The following is a 26,269-nucleotide window of genomic DNA, read 5'->3' as shown; positions in this document are numbered from 1 at the left end:
TAGGTTAATAAGGGTGTGCATCGAGTTTCTGGCGGTGGGAGAATGGAGAGGGAACTCAGGCGGATTCTCGGGGAAGACCTGGCCAACTATCTCGAACTTATGAGGGCGAAGCTCGCCTTCGCTGAAGAGCTCTACGGGATAAAGATGAACTACGTCCCGCTTATTACTGAGGGAGAAATAGTCGTCCTTGATAAGAACGACGGAAAGATTAAATGGCTCAGAACAAAGAGCCCGCTCACGGTTGACGAGCTAAAATCCCTCGCGGAAAAAATAAAGAAGAACCTCGAGAGCGGCTACGTCGAGATGCTCTTAGCCATGAACATGTCCTGCGTGAACGGGCCAGGGGAGTGATCAGCCCCCGTAAACAACGGGGAGCACCTTAACGACGTCCCCGTCTTTGAGCCTGCAGTCAGTGACCTTCCTCTCGTTCACCAGGATGTGGTGCTCGGCCGGGCTTATCCCGAGCTCCCGCAGTAGCTCTCTGACGCTCTTCCCCTCTTCCACCTCAAGCTCCCTTCGCGGCCCGTGTTTTAGGGCATGCTCGCCGTAGAGGACGAGGGTCACTCTCATGAGAACCACCAAAAGGAAAATCAGAGGCCGAGGCGCTTTCTTATACGCTTCACCTCGCGCTTCGCCTCGCCGAGGCCGAGTTCCTCCAGGACGTCCTCCCTTGGGATCCCGTGCTCGTCGTAGCCAATCTCTTCGTAGTACTGGCGAGCCTTCTCCTGTATCTCCTCCTTGGTAGGAGCACTCCCCTTAACTGGGCCGCTTGGCAGTGGTTCGTAGAACCTGGGCGGGTTGTCATCATCCCTTCTTGGGTCCCAGTAAACGTCGGGCCCTCCGAGGAGGAGAAGGATCCTCTGCAGGTGGATTATTCTCAAACCCATCTCGTTGAACCACTTCTCCGGTGTCAGCTCAAAGCCCGTAATTGCGTTTCCGAACTCTATGATACGCTCGAAGCCCGGTCTCGTCGTGAACATGCATATAACGGCGGAGTCGTAGAAGGCGTTCACCATCTCGCCCTCGTAGCTCCTCGCGGGCAGACCGGCGGTTGCAGTGTGGTCGCCTCCCTGGACCGAGACGGCGTAGCTTATGTCCCTCGTGTAGTCAAGGCCGCTCCTGACACCGTGGGCACCCACTCCAATCCCCTTGACGTGGACAGCGTAGCGCATAGCATCCACGCCCTTCATCTCCGAGATGCGCTTCGCCGCACGGTAGGTCCCCTCGGCGAGGACTTTTCCGATGCCCTCTCCCCTGACTATCAGCTCAAGGAGCCTCGCGAAGGCCTTCTCGTCGCCCCATTCGAGCTTGAAGCCGAGGTCTTCCTCCGTGAGGATTCCCCTCTGGTAGAGCTCCGCGGCGAAGCCGAGGACGTTGCCCGCGTTTATCCCGTCGAGGCCGAGCTCATCAACTAGGTAGGATAGGTAGACAATCTTTTCGGGCTCGAATATTCCGAGGTTCGTGCCCATGTATGCCATGAGCTCGTAGTCGGGCGCGTCTGTTATTGCGCCTTTATACGGCCCGTAGCGGAGGTAGGATATCTTCATGCAGTTGACGGGACAGCCGTAGTCGGCCCAGTACTTCTTCACCCAGGCCTTGAGCTCAAAGTTCACCACGCTTATCCTCTCGTCGTCGTGGTACTCCTCCTGCCAGTTTCTGATCGGCTGGCTTGAGCGGTCTTTACCGACGCTATAGCCGCCTGCCCCTGTCCCCCACTGGCGGAAGGTGGTGAGGGTCAAAAGTTCCCGCTGGAACTCCCTGAGAAGGGACTTGAACCTCTCCGGGTCGTGGACCTCCGGCAACGGCCCATTGCCTTTAACCAGAACTGCCTTGAGGTTCTTGCTACCCATGACAGCCCCAAAGCCGCCGTAACCAGCGGCATGCATCAGCTTGCTCATTATCGCCGCGAACCTCACCTTCTCCTCTCCGCCCCTGCCGATGTACATCATCGCCGGCTCCTTCGGGACTCCCTTCAGTTTGCCCTTTTTCCTTAGCTCCTCGTGGACTTCCTTCAGCAGGGTTTTGTGGAGCTCAAGGCCTCCCATGCCCCAGTACTTTGAGGCGTCCCTGATTTCCACCTCGTCGTCGTTGATGAAAAGGTAAACCGGCTCACTGGCCTTTCCGCGGATTATTATCCCGTCGTAGCCCGCGCTCTTGAGCTCTATCCCCACCTCGCTGCTCAGGACGCTTCCCACCACACCGTTGCTCTCCGGGGACTTTGAAACCACTGCGGTTTTTATTCCGGGGTAGTAGCCGGTCAGCGGGCCGGTGAGGATCAGGAGGAGGTTCTCCTCGCCGAGCGGGTCAATACTCTCCCACCGCTCGCCGAGCTCCCTCCAGAGGATGTAAGTGCCGAGCCCCCTGCCGCCGTAGAAGCGGAGCATGTCCTCGTCGAGCTCGACGGTTTTCACGTCCCCCGTGCTCAGATTAACGTCAAGGAGCTTTCCAGCGTAGCCCTTCATTCCCATCACCCCATAAGCTCTTCCCCGTACATTTTTCTCGCCAGCTCGGCGCTCTTCTCGATCGGGTCCTTCGCGAATGTCCTGTAGATCGAGCGGTAGTTGCCCTTAACGAGCGTTAAAGCGTCGTGGCCCGCCTCGTGGCAGACCTCCACGCACTTCGGCTCCCCACCGCAGAGGTCGCATATCACGACGCTCCCCTTTCCTGCTGGAATCCTCGGGACGTTGCCCGGACATGCCAGAACGCAGGCGCCGCACTCGATGCACTTCTCTTCGTTCACCAGCACGGCACCGGTCACTTCGTCAACACTCAGCGCATCGAAGTTGCACGCGTTCACGCACGGATAATCCGGGCACTGGACGCAGGTGTGGGGGACGTTGACGCCGGGGAGGAGCTCGTATACCCTGATGCGGGAAGCCTCTGGCCATATTATTCCCTCGTGCTCCAGGGAACAGGCTATCTCGCAGAGTCTGCAGCCGCTGCACTTATCGGGGGTTACCAGAATCCACAATCTTTCCTCATCGCCCATAGGGAACACCCAATTTCATGATTGGGACTTCAACTATATAACCCTTCTGAGAACCATATGAAAACGCAAAGACCTGAATTTGTACGGGGGAAAGAGCTTATAAACGGGGACACGGTAAAGAATACGATGAACCGCTCAGAGGCAGTTCTACTTGGGATCACTGCGATATGGGGCTTTACCTTCCCGGCGATGAAGGTTAGTCTCGACTACCTCCCGCCGATGCTCTTCCTGGCCTACCGCTTTGGGATAGCCTCCTTCCTCATGCTAATTCTCTTCAGGTCAAAGGTTTTGAGGAAAGAGACCTTCAGGGAGGGCTTCCTTCTCGGGTTGACTCTCTTCTTTGGCCACGGCTTCCAGATAGTTGGTCTAAAATACACGACTGCCTCAAACTCGGCATTTATAACCTCGCTTTACGTCGTCTTCACGCCCTTCATAGCTTACTTTCTCCTCGGGGACAGACTCAGGCCCAGGGACGCCGTTTCGCTGGTGGTTGCGCTCACCGGTCTCTACCTAATCTCGGGGGCCAGTCTGAGCCTCAACCACGGCGACCTGCTCACAGTACTCTGTGCCCTCAGCTTCGCCTTCCAGATAGTCCTCGTGCAGAGGTTTGGAGAGAAGGACTACCTCAGCCTGGCCTTCTGGCAGATAACGTGGAACTTCGTCTTTTCCCTTGCCTTCGCTCTCCTCTTCGAGCCCCTGGTCATTCCAACGGACCCGCTGCCGTGGGCAGGGATCCTGTACACGTCGATATTCGCCACGGTCATTGCGTTCACGCTCCAGGTGAAGCACCAGAGGAACACGAGCGCCCACAAAGCGGCCCTGATATACTCCTCTGAGCCAATATTCGGCCACGTTGCGGCGTTTCTAACCATAGGGGAGGTTCTCAGTGTAGAGGGCTACATCGGGGCGCTCCTCATAATGGCGGCCATATGGAACGAGGTGCGGCATGATCATTTTTCCTAACGAAAAGTTAATAAATATTCCCCCCGGAGGATTCTATGGGTGGTGGCCATGGTGCAGGCGTATATACAGGAGAAGACCAAGGAGTTCTCAAAGGAGGAGAAGGAGAAGCGCTACAAGTACCTCGGAAAGGAGGTCATAGACGTCGGCGACCCGGGACTGGATAGCATACCCGAGTTCTACGGCATAGCGAACGCCATCTGGCGGGACTGGAAGGAAGGGGAGATAAGCACAAAGACGGCCCTCGGAAGGCTCGCACTCCTCAAGCTACTCACCTACAAGACCAAGAACAAGAAGATTGCAGACATCCCAGAGGAGGACCTAGAGGAGGTCAGGAAGTTTATCGACTACGTTATTCAGGTCATCAAGAACGAGAGCAGGAGGAAAGGTGAGCCCGAGGAAGAGAGGCAGGTGGAAAACGCTTAAAATTCTCGGACATAACTTTCTCCGCCCTCCCCCTCTCACACCCCCGTGAGCGGTGAGCGGGGGGCGGTCGGGGAGGGCACATCTTTCAAACCGAAGAGTTCTGGATTCATCCGCGGAACCATAGCCATGAGCACGGCAAGCTTGTTCAGCTCCTTTCTCGGCAAGATTCCGTGCGTGAGGTAACCTATGGCACCGGTTTTCCTCTTCAGGTCCTTCTCCCCGACGAGCTCGTCCATGGCCTTTCCCGCCTCAACTCCCTCTTTTATCCTCTTGATCACGTACGGCGGATACTCAAAGCCCGGGCCGTGGCCTATGGTGAGCCATCCCTCTCTATCGAGGATGGCGCAGAACTGGATGTCAAAATAGCCCGTGAGCGAGTTTGGAACTGGGTAAATGCCTGCCTCTATTCCAACTCCCATGTCTGCGTTTCCCTTTTCCAGGGCTTGCCTGGCGCGGTTTATTGCCCCTCTGATGGTCTCCTCAATTCCAACGGGCTGGTCCGGCACTCCACTCTCGACTTCAACGCCAAAGACTTCGACGTCCCCGTAAATCATCTCCATGACCTCTTTAACGGCCAGAACCTTCGTCGGGTTGGTTGAGCCAACTGCAATCCTCACGATAATCCCCCTTAGAGAGATTCCAAAAACCTTATAAATAAAATCCCCAACTTTGGCCCGATACCCATGAGGGGGGAGTGTTTTATCCTTCGCTTCGCCCGTTTCGTGGCTTAGCCTCCCCTGTTCTGGGTTAGTCTTTACTATCACTTCTGGAGGGGTTCTCTATGATTAAAGAGCCGGAGTTTAGGGAGTACAGCCCAGGGAAGCTTGAGGAGAAGATAGAGCGCTTTTGGGAGGAGAACAACACCTACGAGAAGGTCAAGGCCAGCAGGGCCAACGGCCCGAAGTACTACTTCCTCGACGGGCCGCCCTACGTCAGCGGTGCCATACACCTCGGAACTGCCTGGAACAAGATCATCAAGGACATGGTGATACGCTTTAGGAGCATGCAGGGCTACAACGTCCGCAGACAGCCGGGCTTTGACATGCACGGCCTTCCAATAGAGGTCAAGGTCGAGCAGGCCCTCGGGCTCAAGGTCAAGAAGGACATAGAGACCGAGATAGGCGTTGACAACTTCATAAAGAAGTGTAAGGAGTTCGCCCTCAACAACCTCAAAATCATGACCGAGCAGTTCAAGCAGCTCGGAATATGGATGGACTGGGACGACCCCTACATGACCATAAAGAACGAGTACATCGAATCGGGCTGGTTCACGCTCAAGAGGGCCTGGGAGAAGGGGCTTTTGGAGAAGGACAAGCGCGTTCTTCACTGGTGCCCACGCTGTGAGACTGCTCTCGCTGAACACGAGGTCCGCGGCGAGTACAAAATAAGGAAGGACCCGAGCATCTACGTAAAGTTCCCGATTGAGGGCAAAGAAAACGAATACCTCCTCATCTGGACTACTACGCCCTGGACGCTCCCGGCCAACTTGGCTGTAACCGTTCATCCAGAATATGAGTACGCCAGGGTTAGGGTCGAGACCGAGAAGGGCGAGGAATACTGGATAATAGCAAAGGCCCTCGTCGAGCGCGTTCTTTCCGAGGTCGGCGTTAAGGGTGAAATCGTTGAGGAGTTCAAGGGAGAAGAGCTCGAGGGAATCCGCTACGTCCACGTCCTCATGGATGAGTATCCAGCTCAAAAGGAGTTCCGCGAGAAGTACGAGTGGGCCCACAGGGTTATCCTCGGCGAGCACGTAACGCTGGAGGACGGTACCGGTTTAGTCCACACCGCCCCCGGCCACGGTGAGGAGGACTTCGAGGTCGGCCAGAAATACGGCCTGCCGGTTTACAGCCCCGTTGACGACGAGGGACGCTACACCGAGGGCTTCTGGAAGGGAACCTACGTCAAGGACGCTGACAGAGAGATAATTGAGCACCTCACAGAGAAGGGCTACCTCGTTAAAGCTGGAGAGATAGAGCACAAGTACCCGCACTGCTGGCGCTGTAAGACGCCGCTCATATTCCGCGCCACGGACCAGTGGTTCCTCAAGGTCAGCAGGGTCAAGGACAAAATAATCAAAGAGAACGACGAGAAGGTCACCTGGTACCCCGACTGGGTGAAGGTTCGCTACGACAACGGCGTCATGAACAGCGGCGACTGGGTTATAAGCAGGCAGCGCTACTGGGGAATTCCGCTCCCAATATGGCAGAGTGAAGACGGCGAGATATACGTCGTTGGAAGCTTTAAGGAGCTGGTCGAGAAGAGCGTGGCGATAGAAGTTAACGGCGAGAGGATAGAGCTCCCTGAGGACTACAACGAGAAGCTCAAAATCATAGAGGAGAAGCTCGGGCCGGAAGACCTGCACAGGCCCTACGTTGATGCCTTCATCATAAAGGTGAACGGTAAGGAAATGCGCCGCGTCAAGGACGTCGTGGATGTATGGTTCGACAGTGGAATAGCAAGCTGGGCCTCCCTTGGCTACCCGAGGAACAAGGAGCTCTTCGAGAAGCTCTGGCCGGCTGACTTCATTGTTGAAGGCGAGGACCAGGTCACCAAGTGGTTCTACTCCCAGCAGGCCGCGAGCGTTATAGCCTTCGACACCGTCCCCTACAGGAAGGTCGCCATGCACGGCTACGTCCTCGACGAGAAGGGCGACAAGATGAGCAAGAGCCTCGGCAACATCATAAGGCCTGAGGAGGTCGTCCAGAAAGAAGGGCGCGACCCCTTCAGGTTCTACATGCTCTGGGCCACCAACCCGTGGGAGAACCTCCGCTTCAGCTGGAAGGGCCTTGAGCAGGTCAAGAGGATGCTCAACATACTGTGGAACGTCTACGTGCTCAGCGCAACCTACATGAGCCTCGACAACTTCGACCCGACCAAGCTCAAGCCTGAGGAGCTTCCCTTCAGGGAGGAGGACAAATGGATACTCAGCAGGGTCAACAGCCTCATAGGTGAGGTTACCGAGGGTATAGAGACCTTCAGGCTGACGAGGGCGACGAGGGCCATCTACAACTTCGTCGTCGAGGATTTAAGCAGGTGGTATGTCAGGCTCATCAGGAAGCGCATGTGGGTTGAGGGCGACGACCCCGATAAGCTTACCGCTTACTACACCGTCTGGAAGGTCTTCGACGTTCTGCTCAGGCTCATGGCGCCGTTCACGCCCTACATAGCCGAGGAAATCTACCAGAACCTCATGAGGCCGTTCCTCGGCGTCGAGAGCGTTCACATGCTTGACTGGCCAAAAGCCGATGAGAAGGCCGTAGACGAAGAGCTCGAGCGCGAGATGGACGTTGTAAGAAAAATCGTTGAGGCAGGCTCTTCAGCGAGGCAGAGGGCGAAGATAAAGCTCCGCTACCCGGTGAGGAGGATAATCATCGAGACCGAGGACGAGACCGTTAAGAAGGCAGTAGAGAGGCTTAACCGCCTGCTGAAGGACCAGCTCAACGCCAAGGAAGTTGCCGTTGGAAAAGTCGAGCGCGAGCTCATCATAAAGCCGAACTTCGCGAAAGTTGGCCCGGAGTTCAAGGGCGACGCCAGGCTCGTAACCAAGTGGATAAGCGAGCACGGCAGGGAGCTCTACGAGAAGGGCGAGATGGACGTTGAAATCGAGGGCAAGACCTTCCACCTCACGAGGGAGCACCTCACTGTTGAGGAGAAGCTGCCGGACTTCCTCGTTGCTGAGGAGTTCGAGGGTGGAAAGGTGTTCATCGACAAGACCCTCACGAGGGAGCTTTTAGCGGAAGGCCTTGCCAGGGAGTTCGTGAGGAGGATACAGGAGATGCGCAAGCGCCTAGATTTGGACGTCAACGACCGCATTAAGGTCACGATAGAGACCACCGACGAGAACCGTGAGCTTCTCAGCGAGAACCTCGACTACATAACGGGCGAAACGAGAGCCGTTGAGGTAATCTTTGGTGAAGCAAAGGGCTACGTTGTCGAGTGGCCCGAGGTTGAGGCAAAGATAGGGATTGAGAAGGTCGAAGGCTAATTTTGGCTTCTTATCTCCTTTTTTCTACCTCGCTAACATTAGGGTGATAGCCGCAGAGATAGCTAGAAGAACACTTCCCACCAGTAGCTCAGTAATAGCGGTTTTTCTTGTCCTTTCAAGTAGCGCTACGAAGAAAGAGCTACTGTAATCAGCAACCAAGAGGCGTTGAAATCCTTCCGAATCTACATAAAGACGCACAGCATCAGAGGAACCGAGACGGCTTTCGCCAACAAACGTTTCCCATGCTTCATTTAAACACCTCCTGCAGAATTTAAATTTTAACAATGCTCCAGACGATGAAGAGCATAGCCGTTGCAAGTGAGAGCAGAACAATCGCGAAAACTCTCCTCCCAACCCTGCGCGAGAGATAACCCCCTAAAAAGCCAAAGAGGGTGTTCAGGATTGAGAGGAGCAAAAACCCCTCGGCGTTTCTAACCACGGCGCTGAACATCTTAAGAACGTCTTCCGGGTAGTTTTTGGTTGAGACGTAAGAGGAAACGGCCCAGATAACGGGAATCGCGAGGGTTGAGACAAGGGATGTTTCAGCGATGAATTCAAAGGCATCCTCTGCCCTTCTACTCTTGAGATAGTACAACGGTAGAGCCAGAATCCAAACTACCATGGTGACAAAGACGGGATACATTATCACCATGAGAAAAACCAAACCAACTAAAGCCATGATGGCGAAGAAAACATCGTGAAACGCCAGAAGAGACGTGCTGAGAAGTCCCCAGATAATGAGGTGATGGGCTATGCATTCCTGTACGTCGTGCTTTAGGTATCCTGAATACCACGGTTCATCCCAGTGCTCCTCAAGAATCTCGTCAATTCGCTTGATGTCGCTTTTCCTGTATCCGTGCTTCTCCAGAATGCGGGCGAGGAAGAAGACCATTGAACCCACTACGAGAACAAAAAGAAGGGCCGTGATGAGAGCCCATTCACGGGTCATGACGCCGAGTTTCGCCCAGGTGAAGCCAAACAGCGCCGTGAAGAGCACCGCAGGGAAAATGAAAATCTCAAAGATAATTTTTCCCTTCACGGAGACCACCTGGATTTTTGATAAATCCAAACTACAATGAGTGCAGTTGGATAAAAACCTTTATCACGAGGGGAATAAGAGCCAGGGCAATCATTAGAAGGGTTAAGAGGCCAAACCTTCTCCTTCGAGGCAGAATTAGAATTCCGACAAGGCCGTAAAGAGCGTTCAGGGCAGAAAGCAACAGAAGGTTCTTATGTAGGTCCCCGTTTACGTAGAATTTTAAGAGAGAGTGGAATGCCCCAATTTCTGAGGCTCCAGGATGTGAGAACACAAACCTTAAAAGGATCAGAAAGCCCCCAGAAGCCAGTGAAACCAGCAAAACTTCCTTGAAAGTCCATTTTCCACTTCATTCACCGTGAACCTTCAGCCTCGCCCACCCGAGGAACGTCCCGAAGGGGAGGAAAATCACCGTAAACAGGTACAACAGTCTGAACATCGTTAGCAGGAAATCCCTGATGAAAGATGCGTTACAATTTCCGGTGACCACAATCAAAGCCACCATAGCCCCAAATCCATAAGAAACTGCATAAAACAGACCTCCAACCCCGCTTTCGGCGTACCTCCTCTCCAACAGTCCGGTTTCTATAAGCTTCCTGGTTATCCCGTAGTCTTTTTCTTCGGCAACGGCAAAAAGTGCCCCCACTAATCCACTTACGAGCGCGTTGTCAATTACGAAGAGGTATAGGCCGGAGGCAATTGCCGCGAAGTTGATGACTGCCCTGAGTTTAAGCATCTGCTCGGGTATCACGTACCTGTGGGCCATCGTGGAGTAGTACCAGTTGGTAGCAACAAAAACATAAAGGGCCATTGAAGCACTCTTTTCTAGGCTAACACCGGAGAAGTAGGCAATCGTGAATAGGAGGATTGACGCCGAAAGCTCCCTTAGAAAGTTCCTCCAGGAGTATGTGATTTTTTCAGGTGTTCTGTCCCTGTTATAAAACATTGAGGCAAGGAGCATCAGGGAGGAGCCTATTGCAAAGAGAACACCAAGAACTTTGACGAGGGAAACGAACGAAGTGCCCGGTTTTGCAAGGACCAGGTACGTAAGCCCAAATAGGAGCACGGCGAACCCAAACGAGCTCAAGAAGAAGATGAGATATCTCGCGCCCTTAGATTTTAAAAGTCCAGATTTCCCTCTCCATTTATCCGATTTCTCCCAGAAAACGCGGGTCGAGGTGTAGAGAAGCGCTAAAATAACCGCAAAGGAGAGGCTTTCTACCGGCGAAAGTGAGAGTGAATAGCTGAATAGCATCGCCAGAAAGACGACTCCCATAAGGAAGACCAGAAAAAGTTCATTTCTTCCCATCCAAACTTCCCTCCGGCCAATACGATGAGTTCATCCAATCTTCAACTTCTTTGAGCTCTTTCTCAAGCTTCGCAACCTCTTCTTTACTCCTCGTCCCAAAGGCCATCATAAGCACGTGGAGATTGCAGGGTCCATTTGGGGTCATGTTTTATTCCCCACGCCAGTGAATGGTGCTTAGCTCAATTAATTTTTCTTAACCGAACAGCAACTTCCATGTAACCCACAGCTGGCCAAAGACTATGAGGGTTAAGAGTAAAGCGGCTGCTTTTCCTATTCTCTTTGGCCCGTAAAGGCCGACCAGCCCGAAGAGGAAGTTTAGGGCCGAAAGCTCAAGGAGAGAGTTCACAATGCGGTCGTTTCTGCCGAAGGCTATTAGCTTCATGACGTAGTGGGGAGCGGAGACGTCGCCAACGTGGAGAGCAATGAGCCTGACCACAATGAGGATTGCCGTGGAAACTAAATTGAACTTCATCATCTCAACAAGAAAATCTCTGTTGAGCTTCCTTCCGGTGAGGAGCCTGTAGAGAGCAGGAAGAAATCCCAACACCCAGATTACCATAGAGACGAGCAGGACAAAGAACGCAAATATCCACGCAAACATCGCAACGGCGTTGGCCACTCCCCACAGGGGGTCCTCTGTCATGAAAATGACGGTTGAAAACAGTGCCCAGAAAATTAGCGCCTGTCCAATGGTATCAAAGATTTCCCTAGATAGGTAGAGCCTTCCGTGGGTTTTCTCGATTATCTCTGGAAGCCTCCTAACGTCCTTTCGCGAGTAGCCGTAGCGTTCGAGGGTCTTTCCAACGAAGTACAGGACCACGAGGAGGAATAAGGGAAGGAGGATGAGAACCGAGAGGACGTTCGGTAGCGAGAGGTTTTTCTCCTCCCCGGGAACGAAAATCCAGATTGCAACCCACACCAGAATCAGCAACAGCCACGGGATTAAGTAGTCCCTGATGAAGACTCGCATGGCCGTTAATATTCTGGGGGGTAAATAAACTTTTTGATTGTAGAATGCGGTTTTTGAATCTATAAAAATGGAATTCTGGGAAATCCAATACCACTTTCTGTTATGATTGATTAATTGCACCAGTCCGGTACAGAAGTGTGCCTAAGTGACGTCGAAAAGTTTTTTAAGATATGCACAGTATCGCGAGTTGTGAGAATATGATGGAACTGACCCTTAAATTGGGCCTCGAAATAGTAAAGCTCGGTATAATAACGTTAGCCCTGTTTGTATTCTATAGGAATCGGGCCCTGTTTGAGGTTTCCCTTCCTCAAAGCTTGCTCAGGAAGTTCACCTACGTAACAACAATCTTCTGGCTGGGTTTTCTGGTGGATGTCATAAACGACGTTTATCCCACATCCTTCACCAAACTCCTTGACGATATCATAATTTGCCTTGCCCTTCTACTGGGCACCTACTACCTCATAGACCACATGAGAAGGGCTCGAGTTGCTGTAGAACCGTCCAAGGTACTCAAAGGGACACCATCCCTTGAGAAGGGGGCTTATCTGGCTGATACCACAGATATAGACTCCATCCTTAAGCTGCTGGCAGGCAAAAGAGTAATAGCCCTGACGAGAACGCCGGGGATATTCAAGGAGAGGGGCATCCCTTACCTGTGGCTCAGCAAGGTTGAGGGTGAGAACTCCATAGACCCACGCCGCCTCCCCGCGATACTCCATCACCTCATATCCACCGCAGACGAAAACACCGCCGTGATAATTGACGGGGTTGAGTACCTTATACTTGAAAATGGGTTTGAGAATGTTCTTAAGTTCCTCACTGCTTTAAAAGATCATCTCCTCCTAAAGGGTGCACTGCTGATAGTGGTTGTAAGCCCTGAGGCATTGGATAGTCGTCAGTTTTCCCATCTGAGAAGGGAATTCGAAGAGCTTGATGTTAAAAGGCTCAAAAAGGAAAGTAAATAACTACAACGGGGTTCTTTCCACTTCCAGCCTGTCCCACGTCGGGTACTCTTCCACGATGAAGAACTTAACATCGCCTTCAATCGCCTCTGCCAGCTCAACCGCAACTTCCTCAGGCATTTCTATCCTGCCCTTCTCGCGGTTGATGTGGAGCCACTCGGGCGGAACCTCTGCCTCCTTCACGAGGAAGCTGTAAAGCTCGTCGAGGTCATCGTATTCAGCGATGCCAAAGCGGAGCGTCCCCTCCTCGGTTATCTCCATGTAAGGTTTAGCAACCTTCCTCGCCATCCTTTTCAGCCTGTTCCTGAGCTGGACGGCATCTTTCAGCCTTGCCGTGCAGAGGTGGTAGCTCAGAGAGGTGTTTTCCTCGCCCCACTCGAGGAGCTTTAGGCCGGTCTCAAGGGAACCTTTTATCGAGGCGCTCTCATCGCTTACCGGCTGATAACCCAGGTCCAGAAGCGTCTTGAGAGTCATCTCGCTGTACTCCAGCTCGTTCACGTTGAGGAACTTCGCGCCGAGCTTATCGAGGAACTCGGCGTACCACTTCATCCTTTCGAACTGGCCCGGAATTGATGGTATCTCTCCCCCAACGTCCCAGTCGAAGTCGAAGGCGTTCTTTATGTTCTCTATCTCAACCTTGAAGAGCTTTGAGTTGGGGTTGAACAGGTCAGGGTGGAAGCGTATCTCGTCCAAGCCGGCATCGTAGAGCTTTTCAAGGTTCCTCTTGGTCGCCAGTGCGCCAGTAGTATAGAGGTGGATGTGAAATTCCTCACCAAAGTTCTCCTTGAGGAGTTTTATGTATTCCACAGTTCTGTCGAGCCTCGCGAACGGGTCTCCGCCTGTAACTCCCGCCCCCTTCGCCTCCTGCAGAAGGGCTTCCTCGATAACGTCATCAACCCGCTTACCCGGCCTCTCGTTGGCGTAGACAACATCCTCCCTCCTCCAGGGGCTAAGCGGGCAGTAGAAGCAGTCCCTCGGACAGACCCCCGTGGTGAAGAGGACGAGCTTCTCGCCCCTAACGCAGAGCTGACAGCCCTTTGGAAGCTCTCTCACGGCGTATGAAAAGTAAGGCGTTTCCCGGACCAAAGTCCTCACCTCGCTAACCCAGCCTCGGGGCATGGCTTAAAAAGGTTGGTGGCCAAATTCGAGAAGGTGTAAAGATGAGGGAGAAGCCTAAGTACCTGCCGCCGACTTTGAGGGACAAGCACCGCTACATAGCCTTCCAGGTTATCGGCGAGAGAGCATTCACGAAGGATGAGATAAAGAGGGCAATATGGGACGCAAGCCTCTCAACGCTTGGAGTGCTTGGCTCTGCTAAAGCTAAGCCTTGGTTCATAAAGTTCGATGAGAAAAGTCAGACCGGAATAGTCAGGGTCGACAGAAAACATGTGGAAGAGCTCCGCCTCGCTCTGACGCTGGTTACCCATGTGAACGGTTCGCGGGCAATCTTCAGAACGCTCGGCGTTTCGGGAACTATAAAAAGGTTAAAGAGGAAGTTTTTGGCTGAGTACGGCTGGCGTTAGCGCAGGAATGACATGGCCCTGTCGACCTCGTTGAGGTAAGCCTTAACGTACCTCTCGCAGGCCTTCTTCCAGGTGAAGTCCTCCCTGCCCCTCCGCCTGCCGTTTTCTCTAAGCCTATTGAGCGTCTCTTCATCGAGGTTCTTTGCTATTATCATAGCCTTCGCCAGTGCGAATGCATCCCTCGGTGGCACGAGTATTCCGGTGGCATTTTCGGGATCCTCGTCGAGGTCTATGATGGTGTCCTTTATCCCCCCGACGGCGCTTCCTATGGGAACCGCGCCGAGGCACATGGCCTCTAGCTGGACCAATCCAAAGGGCTCAAAATACGAGGGAATCAGTACAAAATCAACCGAGCCGTAGAGTTCCCTGACGGTCTCTCTGGAGAGGAGTTCCGTTATCACGCGGACGTTGCCCGGGAAGCGGTTTTCCACAGCCTTTGCCCACCTCTCCAGCTCAGGATCCCCCTTCCCGATTATGATGAAGCGCATGTCATTGAAGGCAGGATCCGTTGAGAGTATCTCGATAGCCTTGAGTAGCGTGTCGACCCCCTTCTGGGCCCTGTCAAATCGGCCTATGAACATGAAGGCCTTGCCATCGGAGAGTCCGAAGCGCTCCAGGATGAGCTTTCTGCGCTCTTCTCTTGGCAGATCCGCGTTTTTAAGGAGTCCTTCGTTCCAGAATGTGCAGTCTATGCCGTTGAAGACGTGCGTAACTTTGCCCTCGAAGTGCCTGAAGAAGTCCCACTCCTCCCAGAGGTAGCTCCTGCTGACGGTAGTTACCACGTCCGCTATGTAAGCGGCGGTGTGCTCCGGATCGATGTCAGGGTAGGGGGCAAGCTCGCTAAGGTTGGCCTCGTGGAAGTATCCCGCTGGAACCTTTGCCTTGTTGAGCCTGTGGATCGTGAAGACGCTCCTTATCCCGAAGTACTTCTTCAGAAGGCCGAGCGCAAAGACGGTGTGCCAGTCGTGGGCATGGACTACATCGGGCTTGAACTCCCCAATAAGGCTGTTCATCAGCCCAGCGCTGGCCTTCCCAAAGAGAACGGTTTTTTTCAGTAGTCCATCCCAGCCCGGGCCGTAGACGTCAGGCTCGCTCAAGAGACCGCCGGCGAGGGAGTAAACGGTCACGCCGTTCTGCACGCGCTTTCTTACCTCGATATCGACCTCTTCCCCGAAGGAGATAACTTTGAACCTCTTCACGGGCTCTCCGAGGCCCTTCCCGTGGTCTGGCGTGAAGACGACGACTTCATGGCCTAAACCGGCAAGGCCCTCCGCTATGCTCGTGATAGCTTCAGCCAGTCCACCGACCTTCACGGGAAGGTATTCAAACCCCAGTATCAGAATCCTCATGCGGTTCACCTCTAGCTGTGGATGAAGTGGGGTAAATTAAAAAAGGACATCACTCGAGGAGGATGAACTTTTCTCCCTCAACGTCCTCGAAGTAGCTGCCTATGCCGCCAACCTTGAGCTCGTTGCCGTTGTACTTGAAAGTTATGTTTGCCGTGAGGGGCGTGTACTCGTAGTCAATTATCTCCCCGTCTAGGGTTACGGGCTCCTTGGTGTCGACAATCCTTCCGACTATCTCGGCTCTCTTGGGCAGGTTTGCCATTCTGAGGACCGTGATGAGAGTTCTTATGTTGACGAGGGCGAGGGGCTTGGGGAGCTTCCCGTAGTCAAGCGGCTTTATGATCTCGCTGTTGTCGAAGTAGATGGTGTAGAACCAGTGCATATAGTTCTGGATTATCTTGGGACTCTTGGCCCAGAAGGAGTAGAACTTTTCCCTCCTCTTGTCCTTCGGCAGGGCACCAAAGAAGAGCGCATAGTCGATGTCGCCGATTATCCAGCTGGCCATGAGCCAAGGTGCTCCTCCCGTCTTGGCGAGGATTATGTTGCTCCTCTTGAGCCAGTCGGGAACCTCATCGAAGTTGCTAATTATAACGAAGAGGACATCCTTCCTCGCGCGGATTTCGCTCTTCAGGAGCTTAAGGAATTCGAAGGGCGTGTTTATTAGAACCTCGTGCTTTGCAGTTCTTATGACGTACTCGGCCCTCTCGACGGTGTTGTCGAAGCCCTGTATCGTCCATATCTCAGGTAAATCCTCGCCGTGGACTTCGCGGTAGAGGTCGAGAAAAGCAGCTTTAAGTTTCTCTATGTCCTCTATGAAGTCCTCCTTTATCCTCTCGAGAACGACCTCGGGGTTGACTGGCTTGTAGAGCCTTGGGGATCCCTGCATGACGTCCACGAAGCCCTTCCTGTGGAGAGAACTCAGGACGTCGTAAACGCGCGTGTGGGGGATACCACTCTCCTTCGTTATATCGGTCGCCTTGCTCGGACCCAGCTTGAGAAGGGTTATGTAGGCTAAACTCTCGTACTTCGTGAGGCCGAGCTTCTGAAGCTTCTCAACGATCTCTTCCTCGTGCATATCGGAACCTCCAACTTTTTAACCTTCACTTGCCAGGGTTTACTCATTAGTAGTGATACCTGGGTGATGAAAGTGTATAAAACTTTCGGGTTTGAATACGACTGGCGCTTCGGAAGGGTGGCTCTCGTCGAGTTCTCGACGCCTCTCAGGGGGAAGTGGGCCTACCTTGTGGGAAGCTTCAACGCCTTCAATGAGGGCTCTTTCAGGATGGAGCCGAGGGGAGGTCGGTGGACGATAAAGGTTCGGCTCCCAGAGGGAGTCTGGCACTATGGGTTCTCGATTGGTGGAGAGTTCGAGAGGGACGGTGAGAACCCACGGGAGGAGACCTACAGGAGATTATCATACAAGTTCAAGAGAGATGTCAGCGTCGCGGTCATCGACGCCGGAGACTGGATCTTCCACGCCCCGAGCACCACATACGTTTACACTATCGCTGGGAGGACGCACGTCCTGCTCAGGGGAAAACACGGAGTCATCAAATGGGCGGAGTTGAAAACAGGAGGGGAAACCTTCCGGATGAGAAAAAAAGCTGAAAGTGAGCTCTTTGAGTACTTTGAGGTAGTTCTGCCCAGGGAAGGGGAGATCGAGTACTCCTTTGAAATTCTGACCCTCAGGGGGAAGACAGTGGAGCTCGGCCCCTTCAGAACTGCTCCATACAAACCCGACGCCCCAGACTGGGTGTTTGACCGCGTCTTCTACCAGATAATGCCCGACAGGTTCGCGGTTGGAATTCGGGGGAAGACGCTGCCGCTGGAAGGTGAGTTCTTCCACGGAGGGGACTTGAAGGGGATTGTTGAGCACATAGACCACCTGGAGAGCCTGGGCGTTAATGCCCTCTACCTGACGCCCATATTCGAGTCCATGACCTACCACGGCTACGACATCGTTGACTACTACCACGTGGCCAGTAGGATGGGGGGAGACGAGGCCTTCGAGGAGCTCGTGAACGCTCTCAAGGAGAGGGGGATGAAGCTCGTCCTCGACGGGGTCTTCCACCACACGAGCTTCTTCCACCCGTGGTTCCAGGACGTCATCAGAAAAGGTGAGGAGAGTGAGTACAGGGATTTCTACAGAATAACCGGTTTCCCTGTGGTTTCGAATGAGTTCGTGGAGGCCCTCAAATCAGACGAGCCTTGGGTGGAGAAGTATACGAAGCTGAAAGGGATGGACTGGAACTACGAGGGGTTCTTCTCGGTCTGGCTGATGCCGCGTCTCAACCACGATAACCCGGCGGTGAGGGAGTTTGTTGTGGAGGTCATGGAGCACTGGCTCCGGGAGGGGGCTGACGGCTGGCGCTTGGATGTTGCCCACGGCGTTCCGCCGGATTTCTGGCGCAGGGTTAGGAGGGGGATGCCAGCGACGGCCTATCTCTTCGGGGAGGTCATGGACGACGCTCGCTTGTGGATCCTCGACGTCTTCCACGGGACGATGAACTATCCCCTCTATGAGCTGCTTCTGAGGTTTTTCGTGGAAAGGGAAATCGACGCGGAGGAGTTCCTCAACGGGCTGGAACTCCTGAGCGCCCGGCTCGGACCGGCTGAATACTTGATGTACAACTTCCTCGACAACCACGACACGGAGCGCTTTATAGACCTCGTGGGTGATGAGAGAAGGTATCTCTGCGCGCTGACCTTCCTGATGACCTACAAGGGAATTCCTTCCATATTCTACGGCGACGAGATAGGGCTGAGGGGACAGAGGGGACCGGGGCTCAGCGTTGGAAGGACTCCGATGATATGGGATTCGAGAAAATGGAACGGTGACCTCCTGGAGGCTACCAAGCGGCTCATCGCCCTGAGGAAGAAGAGCAGGGCCATTCAGCTCGGTGCCTTCGTGCCCGTAAAGTTCGAGGGGGACGAGATAGTCTACGACAGGGTTCTTGGGGATGAGGGGGTGAGAGTTGTCATAACCTACCCCAAATCCGGTGAGTGCAGTTTCGAGGTTCGGTTCTTTTAAACAGACCCCTTCCCCTGCACTATTTTATCCATTTTTAGTCATTGTAGAATAACTGTGTCCAGAGCATGTCTTATGAGCAGGGAAGCGCAAGATATATATATCACCGACGATGATACTATACCACCCAAATCAAGGCAGGTGATAAAGGTATGAAGAAAGGGTTGTTTGCCCTGCTTCTGGTTGGAGTTTTGGTTCTTAGCGTCGTGGCTAGCGGCTGTATAGGCGGCGGGGAAACCACCAGCTCCCCGAGCTCGACGAGCGAAAGCACCACAAGCACAACCACCAGTTCCAGCGCGACTGAGACGACCGCACCGGAGACCGACTGCGGCAGTGGAGACATAGTCATCTGGCACGCCATGCAGCCGAACGAGCTCGAGGTCTTCCAGAGCCTCGCCGAGGAGTACATGGCAATGTGCCCGGGCGTCACCATAACCTTTGAGCAGAAGCCCGACCTTGAGAGCGCCCTCAAGGCTGCCATCCCGACTGGCCAGGGTCCGGACCTGTTCATATGGGCCCACGACTGGATTGGAAAGTTCGCCGACGCTGGAATGCTTGAGCCGATTGACGATTACGTCACCGACGACATCCTCAAGGACTTCGCTCCAATGGCAGTCGATGCCATCCAGTACAAGGAGCACTACTACGCCATGCCCTTCGCGGCTGAAACCGTTGCTGTCATTTACAACAAGAACATGGTCAGCGAGCCGCCCAGGACCTTCGACGAGATGAAGGCCATCATGGAGAAGTACTACGACCCCGATAACGAGAAGTACGGAATCGCCTGGCCGATAAACGCTTACTTCATCTCGGGCATAGCCCAGGCCTTTGGAGGCTACTACTTCGATGACAAGACCGAGCAGCCGGGCCTCGACAAGCCGGAGACCATTGAAGGCTTCCAGTTCTTCTTCCAGAACATCTGGCCGTACATGGCTCCAACTGGGGACTACAACACCCAGCAGAGCATCTTCCTCGAGGGCCGTGCTCCAATGATGGTAAACGGCCCGTGGAGCATAAACGACGTTAAGAAGGCCGGCATTGACTTCGACGTCGTTCCGCTCCCGCCGATCACCAAGGACGGCAAGGAGTACTGGCCGAGGCCTTACGGCGGTGTTAAGAACATCTACTTCGCCGCGGGCATAAAGAACAAGGAGGCCGCCTGGAAGTTCGTCAAGTGGTTCACCACCAGCCCCGACGTCATCAAGGAGCTCTCACTCCAGCTTGGATACATCCCGGTTCTCAAGCCGGTTCTCGACGACCCGGAGATCCAGGCTGACCCGGTCATCTACGGCTTTGGACAGGCCGTCCAGCACGCCTACCTCATGCCGAAGAGCCCGAAGATGAGCGCCGTCTGGGGCGGTGTTGACGGTGCAATCAACGAAATACTCCAGGACCCGGCCAACGCCGACATACCGGCCATACTCCAGAACTACCAGCAACAAATACTTGACAACATGAACGGCGGTTGAAGCGGTTCTCTTTCCTATATCTTTTTGGGGGGATACGGCATGAGAAAGACAACAACTATCGCCCTTTTTCTAATACTGCCAGGGATAGCCGCGTTCCTGTTCTTCAACCTGTGGCCGATAATCTACTCAGTTTATCTGGCCTTCACCAACGCCCAGCTCGGCAACTTCCCGATATACAACCCGGAGAGTGCGGCCGGACCGCTAAGGTTTGTCGGTCTCGAGAACTTCCGGTGGATACTCAGCAACGATGGCTTCAGGGAGGCGTTTAAGTGGACGTGGATATTCGTCGCCACGAGCGTTACCCTGAAGGTGCTCGCTGGAATCTTCTTGGGCCTGCTCTACAACAGCAAGTACGTCAAGGGAAAGGCGGTCTACCGTTCGCTCCTGATAATACCCTGGGCGTTGCCGCTCCTCTTCTCAGTCACCGTTTGGAAGTTCATGTTCGACCCGATTTTTGGACCCATAAACCAGATTCTAAAATCACTGGGTGTTTCGACACTGCCCAACTGGATTAACGACCCCACCTGGGCGTTTCTGGCGCTCAACATAATTGAGGTCTGGCTGGCATATCCGTTCATGATGACCGTCATAACGGCGGCGCTCCAGTCCGTTCCGGACACACTCGTCGAGGCGGCCATCATAGACGGTGCAAACTACTGGCAGAGGGTGAGGCACGTCGTGCTTCCTATAGTCGGGAAGCCGGTAGCCTTCGCAACGATACTCACCAGCGCCGCGAGCTTCCAGTACTTCATGGTGCCCTACATCTACAACGCCGGCCTCTTCGAGAACAAGTTCCTGTTGCTCTACGGATTCAGAAAAGCCTTTGGCGCCAGCCCGCACTACGGAAGGGCCTCGGCGGTTATGATAATCGCCACGCTGATACTGGCCGTTTACATGTACGTCAACGTTAGGATAACCAAGCTGCAGGAGGGTGCTAAGGGATGATGGGGCGCCGGAAGAGTGAGATTCTCAAGAGCTTCACGCTGACCCTCGTGGCAATACTGGTGATGTTCATCATCCTCTTCCCCGTTTACTACATCTTCACGGTCTCGATAAGCCCTGGTTCAACCCTCGCGACGACGGAGTTCCACCTAATACCGAGAAACGTCAGCTTAGACTCATACAGGGAGGTGCTCTTCGGCTTCTCCGGCAATAAGCTCAGCGAGGACTTCACTGGGACGATAGAGGGAAGTGCCAGCATCCAGGACGGCAAGCTCTACCTGACGGAGGGAACCATCAGAGGAAAGGTCAAATACGGGCCTTTCACGGGAATGACGTTTGAGATCCCGGTAAAGAACCTGGTGTTCGACGTCTCCGGGAACTCTAACGCTCAAGGGGGGCTGAAGGGGGAAGTTAGGGGACTCTTCGTCCTGACGCGGATGAACCCCGATGGAACAATAGGATTCGGCCTGCTAAGGAACGTCATCCTCACCGAGGGAAGTCTTGACGGAACGGCCGTCTCCGGCCCCATGGAAAAGTACGTCGTTGCCAGGAACAGCGGCACCGTGCACTTCACGTACCTCGGCAAGTTCGTGAACTCGAAGTTCTTCGGCTACCTCAAGAACAGCCTGATACTAGCGACCCTGACGGTGATACTGACGCTGATCTTCGTCGTCCCAGCGGCCTACGCTTTCTCGCGCATGAAGTTCTTCGGAAGGGAGCACGTGCTGTACTTCTACCTCATGTTCACCCAGGTATCTGGAGGTCTTGGAATAGCAGGCCTTATAGCCCTCTACGGTATGGTCGTCAAGCTCGGCCTCTACGACAAGCTGCCGGTGCTTTCCTTCATATACGCGGCCGGAAGCGTTCCCTTCAACACGTGGCTACTCAAGGGTTACATCGACTCAATCAGCCCCGATTTCGACGAGGCGGCTTTAGTGGACGGCGCGGGCTACCTCCAGATAATCAGGCACGTGCTACTGCCGATGGCGCTACCGGGAATAGCGACGGTTGCAATATTCGCCTTCATAGGAGGATGGACGGAGTTCATCCTGGCAAGTCTGCTCTTAACTCAGGATAACCAGCCGCTTTCGGTCTGGATATACCTGCTCATGGGCGGCATAGGCAGGGGAATCGACTGGAGCTACTTCGCGGCGGCTGCTCTGCTCTTCGCCCTGCCGGTCTTCGTGATGTTCATGCTCGCCCAGAACTACATTAAGAGCGGCCTCACCGTTGGAGGCCTTAAGGAATGAGGTGATAACATGAAGAGGCAGGTTGTTGCCCTTTTCCTTGCCTTTTTGATGGTTGGAAGCATAGTCGGAGTTAACCTAAAGACCGTTGGCGCGGCAGAGCCGAAGCCGCTCAACGTTATAATAGTGTGGCACCAGCACCAGCCCTACTACTACGACCCGGTTCAGGACATCTACACGAGGCCGTGGGTCAGGCTCCACGCGGCAAACAACTACTGGAAGATGGCCCACTACCTGAGCGAATATCCGGACGTCCATGTTGCCATAGACCTCTCCGGTTCACTCATAGCCCAGCTGGTTGACTACATGGATGGAAAGAGGGACAACTACCAGATAATAACTGAGAAGATAGCGAACGGTGAGCCCTTAACCGTTGACGAGAAGTGGTTCATGCTCCAGGCCCCTGGAGGGTTCTTCGACCACACGATACCCTGGAACGGGGAACCGATAACCGACCCGAACGGCAATCCAACAAGGGACTTCTGGGACAGGTACACCGAGCTTAAAGACAAGATGCTCCAGGCCAAGGCCAAGTACGCCAACCTGCCGCTCGAGGAGCAGAAGGCCGCGGTTACCGGAGAGTTCACCGAGCAGGACTACATCGATTTGGCGGTTCTCTTCAACCTCGCCTGGACGGATTACGGCTACATAATGGATAACCCGGAGCTCAAGGCCATCTATGAGAAGGTCGACGAGGGCGGCTACACCAGGGACGACGTCAAGACAGTCCTCGACGCCCAGATGTGGCTCCTAAACCACACCTTCGAGGGGCACGAGAAGATAAACTACCTCCTCGGCAACGGCAACGTCGAGGTTACCGTCGTCCCCTACGCCCATCCGATTGGTCCGATACTCAACGACTTCGGCTGGGAGAACGACTTCGACGAGCACGTGAAGGTCTCCCACGAGCTTTACAAGGAATACCTCGGCGGTGGCAGCGTTACCCCTGTTGGTGGATGGGCTGCCGAGTCAGCTCTCAATGACAAGACCCTCGAGATACTGGCTGAAAACGGCTGGACATGGGTCATGACCGACCAGCTCGTCCTCGACAGGCTCGGCGTTGAGAAGACCACCGAGAACTACTACAAGCCCTGGGTGGCCGAGTTCAACGGAAAGAAGATATACCTCTTCCCGCGCGATCACGCGCTCAGCGACCGCGTTGGCTTCACCTACGGCGGCATGAACCAGTACCAGGCCGTTGAGGACTTCGTCAACGAACTCCTCAAGGTCCAGAAGGAGAACTACGACGGTTCCCTCGTCTACGTCGTGACCCTCGACGGCGAGAATGCCTGGGAGAACTATCCCTACGACGGCAAGCTCTTCCTCAACGAACTCTACAAGAAGCTTGAGGAGCTCCAGGAGCAGGGCCTCATAAGGACGGTCACCCCGAGCGAGTACATAAAGCTCTACGGCGAGGAAGCCAACGTTCTCACCCCGAAGATGATGGAACGCCTCGACCTCACCGGAGACAAGGTAGAGGCGCTCCTCAAGGCCCAGAGCCTCGGCGACCTCTACGACATGGTCGGGGTTAAGGAGGAGATGCAGTGGCCCGAGAGTAGCTGGATAGACGGAACCCTCTCCACCTGGATAGGCGAGCCCCAGGAGAACTACGGTTGGTACTGGCTCTACCAGGCGAGGAAGGCCCTGATGGAGCACAAGGGTGAGATGAGCCAGGCTGACTGGGAGAAGGCTTATGAATACCTGCTCCGCGCAGAGGCAAGTGACTGGTTCTGGTGGTACGGGAGCGATCAGGACAGTGGGCAGGACTACAGCTTCGACCGCTACCTGAAGGCCTACCTCTACGAGATGTACAGGCTGGCGGGCCTCGAGCCTCCGAGCTACCTCCACGGCAACTACTTCCCTGACGGCGAGCCCTATCAGAAGCTCGGTCCGATCGGCCTCAAGAAGGGAGAAGTCCAGAGCTACTCCAGCCTCTCGCCGAAGGCCAGTAGCGTGAGCGTTTACTTCGATGATAGGGGAGTGCACTTCGTTCTGAATGGCGACGTGGATGAGTTCGAGGTGAGCCTGTACGAGGCCAGGAAGCGCGTCGGCAACACCTTCACCCTCCTCCAGAAGAAGCCGGACCAGCTCAGGTACTCCCTCTGGCCGTTCTCAGCGGACAGCGTCGGCCTCATGATAACCAAGCACGTCGTTTACAGGGATGGCAAAGCGGAAATCTACAACGCCACCGGCTATGAGGAAAGTGAAAAGCTCGGAGACCTTACCGTTGAGAAGAGCGGGAACACCGTTGACGTAACGGTTCCATTCGAGTACATCGAGACCCCCAACGACTTCTACTTTGCGGCATCCACGGTCGACGGTAACGGTAACCTGGATATCATAAGCACGCCGGTCGAGCTCAAGCTCCCGACCGAGGTCAAGGGGGTCGTCATAGCAGATGTAAAGGACCCGGAGGGAGACGACCACGGGCCGGGAACCTACACCTACCCGACAGATGGTGTATTCAAGCCGGGAGTCTTTGACCTCCTCGAGTTCAAGCTCCTCGAGCAGACCGATGCCTACGTCATGCAGTTCAAGTTCAAGGATCTTGGGGGCAACCCGTGGAACGGGCCGAACGGCTTCAGTCTGCAGATAATCGAGGTGTACTTCGACTACAAGGACGGTGGCAACAGCTCGGCCATAAAGATGTTCCAGGATGGGCCGGGTTCAAACGTCAACCTCGACCCAGACCACCCGTGGGACGTCGCGTTTAGGATCGCTGGATGGGACTACGGCAACCTCATCGTCCTTCCGGACGGCACCGCGATACAGGGAGAGATGCAGATTTCAGCAGATCCCGCGAGCAACACCATAACCGTGAAGGTGCCCAAGAAGTACATCCAGATAAACGAGGACTACGGTCTCTGGGGAGACGTTCTTATTGGCTCACAGGACGGCTATGGTCCGGACAAGTGGAGGGTGGTTGCAGTTGATGCTGAACAGTGGAAGCTCGGTGGAGCCGACCCACAGGCCGTCATAAACGGCGTCGCCCCGAGGGTTGTGGACGAGCTCGTTCCAGAAGGCTTCAAGCCGACCCAGGAGGAGCAGCTCAGCTCCTACGACGCCAACGGCGGAAAGCTGGCAACGGTTAGGGCCATTCCACTGCTCAAGCAGGGAATAGTGGTTAACGACCCCGAGGGAGACGACCACGGGCCGGGAACCTACACCTACCCGACAGATGGCGTCTTCAAGCCTGGCGTCTTCGACCTCCTTAGGTTCAAGATGACCGAGGGCGACGATGCCTGGACGCTGGAGTTCTACTTCAAGGATCTCGGAGGTAACCCATGGAACGGGCCGAACGGCTTCAGCCTCCAGATAATCGAGGCTTACTTTGACTACACCGAGGGCGGAAACGTCACCGCGATAAAGATGTTCCCCGACGGGCCGGGAAGCAATGTCCAACTCGATCCGAGGCATCCGTGGGATGTAGCCCTGAGGATAGCCGGCTGGGACTATGGAAACCTCATAATCATGCCCGACGGAACGGTCTACCAGGGGGAGATGCAGATTTCGGCAGACCCGACGAAGAACGCGATAATCGTCAAGCTCCCGAAGAAGTACCTGCCCGGAGTGGGTGACTATGGACTCTACGCGTCGGTGCTCGTTGGCTCACAGGACGGCTATGGTCCGGACAAGTGGAGGGTGGTTGCAGTCGAGGCAGAGCAGTGGAAGCTCGGCGGGGCAGAGCCGGACGCGGTTATCAACGGTGTCGCACCGAGAGTCGTTGATGAGCTCGTTCCAGAAGGCTTCAAGCCAACCCAGGAGGAACAGCTGAGTAGCTACGATGCCGAGAACATGAAGCTCGCCACAGTAGTCATGATACCGCTCGTCGAGGGAAGCGGAGGCGAGGTAACGCCCACCCCAACAGAGACGACCTCAAGCACGAGCTCCACCAGCTCCACCACCAGCGAGACCACGACCTCACCGAGCTCAACGACTCAGCCGACAACCAACAGTCCGACCACCACTACCACCGGCGGAGGCGGAGGAATCTGCGGCCCGGCGGCTCTGATAGGGCTGGCAATAATACCGCTCCTCCTCAGGAGGAGGCGCTGACCTCTTTCAAATTTTATGGGG

At 54.6% G+C, this 26,269-nt stretch carries 22 protein-coding genes; 11 read left to right on the top strand and 11 right to left on the bottom strand.

Going from position 1 to position 26,269, the window contains the following annotated elements; genetic code table 11:
• Window positions 1-42: 42 nt before the first annotated feature.
• Window positions 43-351: a hypothetical protein gene (locus tag A3L08_RS02925; RefSeq protein WP_088853617.1), complete on the top strand. Its 309-nt coding sequence runs from the start codon at window positions 43-45 to the stop codon at window positions 349-351.
• On the opposite strand, the gene A3L08_RS02920 is transcribed toward A3L08_RS02925, so the two are convergent.
• From A3L08_RS02920 to A3L08_RS02910, 3 genes are read right to left on the bottom strand one after another with little or no spacing between them, the layout of a single operon-like run.
• Window positions 352-570 carry a MoaD/ThiS family protein gene (locus A3L08_RS02920; RefSeq protein WP_088853616.1) on the bottom strand — a complete coding sequence of 73 codons (219 nt, stop codon included), beginning with the start codon at window positions 568-570 and terminating at the stop codon, window positions 352-354.
• Between the two features lie 20 nt (window positions 571-590).
• Window positions 591-2,462, bottom strand: coding sequence for an aldehyde ferredoxin oxidoreductase family protein (locus tag A3L08_RS02915; RefSeq protein WP_088853615.1), 1,872 nt, complete (start codon window positions 2,460-2,462; stop codon window positions 591-593).
• 5 nt (window positions 2,463-2,467) lie between these two features.
• Complete coding sequence (locus A3L08_RS02910; RefSeq protein WP_088853614.1) at window positions 2,468-2,989, bottom strand: 4Fe-4S dicluster domain-containing protein; 522 nt, start codon at window positions 2,987-2,989, stop codon at window positions 2,468-2,470.
• Between the two features lie 126 nt (window positions 2,990-3,115).
• On the opposite strand from A3L08_RS02910, the gene A3L08_RS02905 reads away from it, so the two are divergent.
• A complete protein-coding gene (locus tag A3L08_RS02905; RefSeq protein WP_088853613.1) occupies window positions 3,116-3,952 on the top strand; it encodes a DMT family transporter in 837 nt (278 codons plus the stop codon).
• 48 nt (window positions 3,953-4,000) lie between these two features.
• Window positions 4,001-4,375, top strand: a complete 375-nt coding sequence (locus A3L08_RS02900) for a hypothetical protein (RefSeq protein WP_088853612.1) — start codon at window positions 4,001-4,003, stop codon at window positions 4,373-4,375.
• Window positions 4,376-4,410: 35 nt separating this feature from the next.
• Here the strand turns inward: A3L08_RS02900 and yjjX are convergent, their stop codons facing one another.
• On the bottom strand, window positions 4,411-4,992 hold the full coding sequence (gene yjjX / locus A3L08_RS02895; protein ID WP_088853611.1) for an inosine/xanthosine triphosphatase: 582 nt from the start codon (window positions 4,990-4,992) through the stop codon (window positions 4,411-4,413).
• Window positions 4,993-5,156: 164 nt separating this feature from the next.
• Here yjjX and ileS point away from each other — a divergent pair, with 164 nt between their 5' ends.
• Entirely contained in the window at window positions 5,157-8,360 is a 3,204-nt protein-coding gene (gene ileS, locus A3L08_RS02890; protein ID WP_088853610.1) for an isoleucine--tRNA ligase, read from the top strand.
• Window positions 8,361-8,631: 271 nt separating this feature from the next.
• Here ileS and A3L08_RS02885 read toward each other — a convergent pair whose 3' ends face one another.
• The 4 genes from A3L08_RS02885 to A3L08_RS02870 form a co-directional block, all read right to left on the bottom strand.
• A complete protein-coding gene (locus A3L08_RS02885; protein WP_088854872.1) occupies window positions 8,632-9,408 on the bottom strand; it encodes a hypothetical protein in 777 nt (258 codons plus the stop codon).
• 337 nt (window positions 9,409-9,745) lie between these two features.
• A complete protein-coding gene (locus tag A3L08_RS02875; RefSeq protein WP_088853609.1) occupies window positions 9,746-10,705 on the bottom strand; it encodes a potassium transporter Kef in 960 nt (319 codons plus the stop codon).
• Window positions 10,692-10,850: a hypothetical protein gene (locus A3L08_RS09980; protein ID WP_198362131.1), complete on the bottom strand. Its 159-nt coding sequence runs from the start codon at window positions 10,848-10,850 to the stop codon at window positions 10,692-10,694. The genes A3L08_RS02875 and A3L08_RS09980 overlap by 14 nt, the downstream gene beginning before the upstream one ends.
• Window positions 10,851-10,898: 48 nt before the next feature.
• On the bottom strand, window positions 10,899-11,675 hold the full coding sequence (locus tag A3L08_RS02870) for a hypothetical protein (protein WP_088853608.1): 777 nt from the start codon (window positions 11,673-11,675) through the stop codon (window positions 10,899-10,901).
• 170 nt (window positions 11,676-11,845) lie between these two features.
• Between A3L08_RS02870 and A3L08_RS02865 the strand changes: the two genes are divergently transcribed.
• Window positions 11,846-12,640: a DUF835 domain-containing protein gene (locus A3L08_RS02865; RefSeq protein ID WP_232461751.1), complete on the top strand. Its 795-nt coding sequence runs from the start codon at window positions 11,846-11,848 to the stop codon at window positions 12,638-12,640.
• Here the strand turns inward: A3L08_RS02865 and A3L08_RS02860 are convergent, their stop codons facing one another.
• The gene (locus A3L08_RS02860) at window positions 12,641-13,723 is read right to left on the bottom strand and encodes a radical SAM protein (RefSeq protein WP_088853607.1); all 1,083 of its coding nucleotides are present in this window, start codon (window positions 13,721-13,723) and stop codon (window positions 12,641-12,643) included.
• Between the two features lie 74 nt (window positions 13,724-13,797).
• Between A3L08_RS02860 and A3L08_RS02855 the strand changes: the two genes are divergently transcribed.
• Window positions 13,798-14,160 carry a ribonuclease P protein component 2 gene (locus tag A3L08_RS02855; RefSeq protein ID WP_088853606.1) on the top strand — a complete coding sequence of 121 codons (363 nt, stop codon included), beginning with the start codon at window positions 13,798-13,800 and terminating at the stop codon, window positions 14,158-14,160.
• On the opposite strand, the gene A3L08_RS02850 is transcribed toward A3L08_RS02855, so the two are convergent.
• Both A3L08_RS02850 and trmBL1 read right to left on the bottom strand, forming a co-directional pair.
• Window positions 14,157-15,509: a glycogen/starch synthase gene (locus tag A3L08_RS02850; RefSeq protein ID WP_088853605.1), complete on the bottom strand. Its 1,353-nt coding sequence runs from the start codon at window positions 15,507-15,509 to the stop codon at window positions 14,157-14,159. The genes A3L08_RS02855 and A3L08_RS02850 overlap by 4 nt on opposite strands.
• A gap of 49 nt (window positions 15,510-15,558) precedes the next feature.
• Window positions 15,559-16,581, bottom strand: coding sequence for an HTH-type sugar sensing transcriptional regulator TrmBL1 (gene trmBL1 / locus A3L08_RS02845; RefSeq protein WP_088853604.1), 1,023 nt, complete (start codon window positions 16,579-16,581; stop codon window positions 15,559-15,561).
• 72 nt (window positions 16,582-16,653) lie between these two features.
• Here trmBL1 and A3L08_RS02840 point away from each other — a divergent pair, with 72 nt between their 5' ends.
• From A3L08_RS02840 to A3L08_RS02820, 5 genes are all read left to right on the top strand, one after another.
• Window positions 16,654-18,537 (top strand): glycoside hydrolase family 13 protein, encoded by a 1,884-nt coding sequence (locus A3L08_RS02840; protein ID WP_088853603.1) that lies wholly within the window; start codon window positions 16,654-16,656, stop codon window positions 18,535-18,537.
• 149 nt (window positions 18,538-18,686) lie between these two features.
• Window positions 18,687-20,003: an extracellular solute-binding protein gene (locus A3L08_RS02835; RefSeq protein ID WP_088853602.1), complete on the top strand. Its 1,317-nt coding sequence runs from the start codon at window positions 18,687-18,689 to the stop codon at window positions 20,001-20,003.
• A 39-nt stretch (window positions 20,004-20,042) separates the two neighbouring features.
• Window positions 20,043-20,948 carry a carbohydrate ABC transporter permease gene (locus tag A3L08_RS02830; protein WP_088853601.1) on the top strand — a complete coding sequence of 302 codons (906 nt, stop codon included), beginning with the start codon at window positions 20,043-20,045 and terminating at the stop codon, window positions 20,946-20,948.
• Window positions 20,945-22,195: an ABC transporter permease subunit gene (locus tag A3L08_RS02825; RefSeq protein WP_088853600.1), complete on the top strand. Its 1,251-nt coding sequence runs from the start codon at window positions 20,945-20,947 to the stop codon at window positions 22,193-22,195. The genes A3L08_RS02830 and A3L08_RS02825 overlap by 4 nt, the downstream gene beginning before the upstream one ends.
• Window positions 22,196-22,204: 9 nt before the next feature.
• The gene (locus A3L08_RS02820; protein ID WP_088853599.1) at window positions 22,205-26,248 is read left to right on the top strand and encodes a glucodextranase DOMON-like domain-containing protein; all 4,044 of its coding nucleotides are present in this window, start codon (window positions 22,205-22,207) and stop codon (window positions 26,246-26,248) included.
• The last annotated feature ends 21 nt before the right edge of the window (window positions 26,249-26,269 follow it).

Source organism: Thermococcus pacificus (assembly GCF_002214485.1).
GTDB classification, from domain to species: Archaea; Methanobacteriota_B; Thermococci; order Thermococcales; family Thermococcaceae; genus Thermococcus; species Thermococcus pacificus.
Note: the sequence above shows the minus strand (reverse complement) of the source record. Positions and strands in the feature narration are given on the sequence as shown.

Coding starts and splice junctions, on each gene's coding strand:
- A3L08_RS02835 (WP_088853602.1), top strand. CDS start 18,687: ATGAAGAAAGGGTTGTTTGCCCTGCTTCTGGTTGGAGTTTTGGTTCTT.
- A3L08_RS02900 (WP_088853612.1), top strand. CDS start 4,001: ATGGTGCAGGCGTATATACAGGAGAAGACCAAGGAGTTCTCAAAGGAG.
- A3L08_RS02870 (WP_088853608.1), bottom strand. CDS start 11,675: ATGCGAGTCTTCATCAGGGACTACTTAATCCCGTGGCTGTTGCTGATT.
- A3L08_RS02920 (WP_088853616.1), bottom strand. CDS start 570: ATGAGAGTGACCCTCGTCCTCTACGGCGAGCATGCCCTAAAACACGGG.
- A3L08_RS02865 (WP_232461751.1), top strand. CDS start 11,846: ATGCACAGTATCGCGAGTTGTGAGAATATGATGGAACTGACCCTTAAA.
- A3L08_RS02905 (WP_088853613.1), top strand. CDS start 3,116: ATGAACCGCTCAGAGGCAGTTCTACTTGGGATCACTGCGATATGGGGC.
- A3L08_RS02925 (WP_088853617.1), top strand. CDS start 43: ATGGAGAGGGAACTCAGGCGGATTCTCGGGGAAGACCTGGCCAACTAT.
- A3L08_RS02830 (WP_088853601.1), top strand. CDS start 20,043: ATGAGAAAGACAACAACTATCGCCCTTTTTCTAATACTGCCAGGGATA.
- A3L08_RS09980 (WP_198362131.1), bottom strand. CDS start 10,850: ATGACCCCAAATGGACCCTGCAATCTCCACGTGCTTATGATGGCCTTT.
- A3L08_RS02850 (WP_088853605.1), bottom strand. CDS start 15,509: ATGAGGATTCTGATACTGGGGTTTGAATACCTTCCCGTGAAGGTCGGT.
- A3L08_RS02855 (WP_088853606.1), top strand. CDS start 13,798: ATGAGGGAGAAGCCTAAGTACCTGCCGCCGACTTTGAGGGACAAGCAC.
- trmBL1 (WP_088853604.1), bottom strand. CDS start 16,581: ATGCACGAGGAAGAGATCGTTGAGAAGCTTCAGAAGCTCGGCCTCACG.
- A3L08_RS02915 (WP_088853615.1), bottom strand. CDS start 2,462: ATGAAGGGCTACGCTGGAAAGCTCCTTGACGTTAATCTGAGCACGGGG.
- A3L08_RS02875 (WP_088853609.1), bottom strand. CDS start 10,705: ATGGGAAGAAATGAACTTTTTCTGGTCTTCCTTATGGGAGTCGTCTTT.
- ileS (WP_088853610.1), top strand. CDS start 5,157: ATGATTAAAGAGCCGGAGTTTAGGGAGTACAGCCCAGGGAAGCTTGAG.
- A3L08_RS02910 (WP_088853614.1), bottom strand. CDS start 2,989: ATGGGCGATGAGGAAAGATTGTGGATTCTGGTAACCCCCGATAAGTGC.
- A3L08_RS02820 (WP_088853599.1), top strand. CDS start 22,205: ATGAAGAGGCAGGTTGTTGCCCTTTTCCTTGCCTTTTTGATGGTTGGA.
- A3L08_RS02825 (WP_088853600.1), top strand. CDS start 20,945: ATGATGGGGCGCCGGAAGAGTGAGATTCTCAAGAGCTTCACGCTGACC.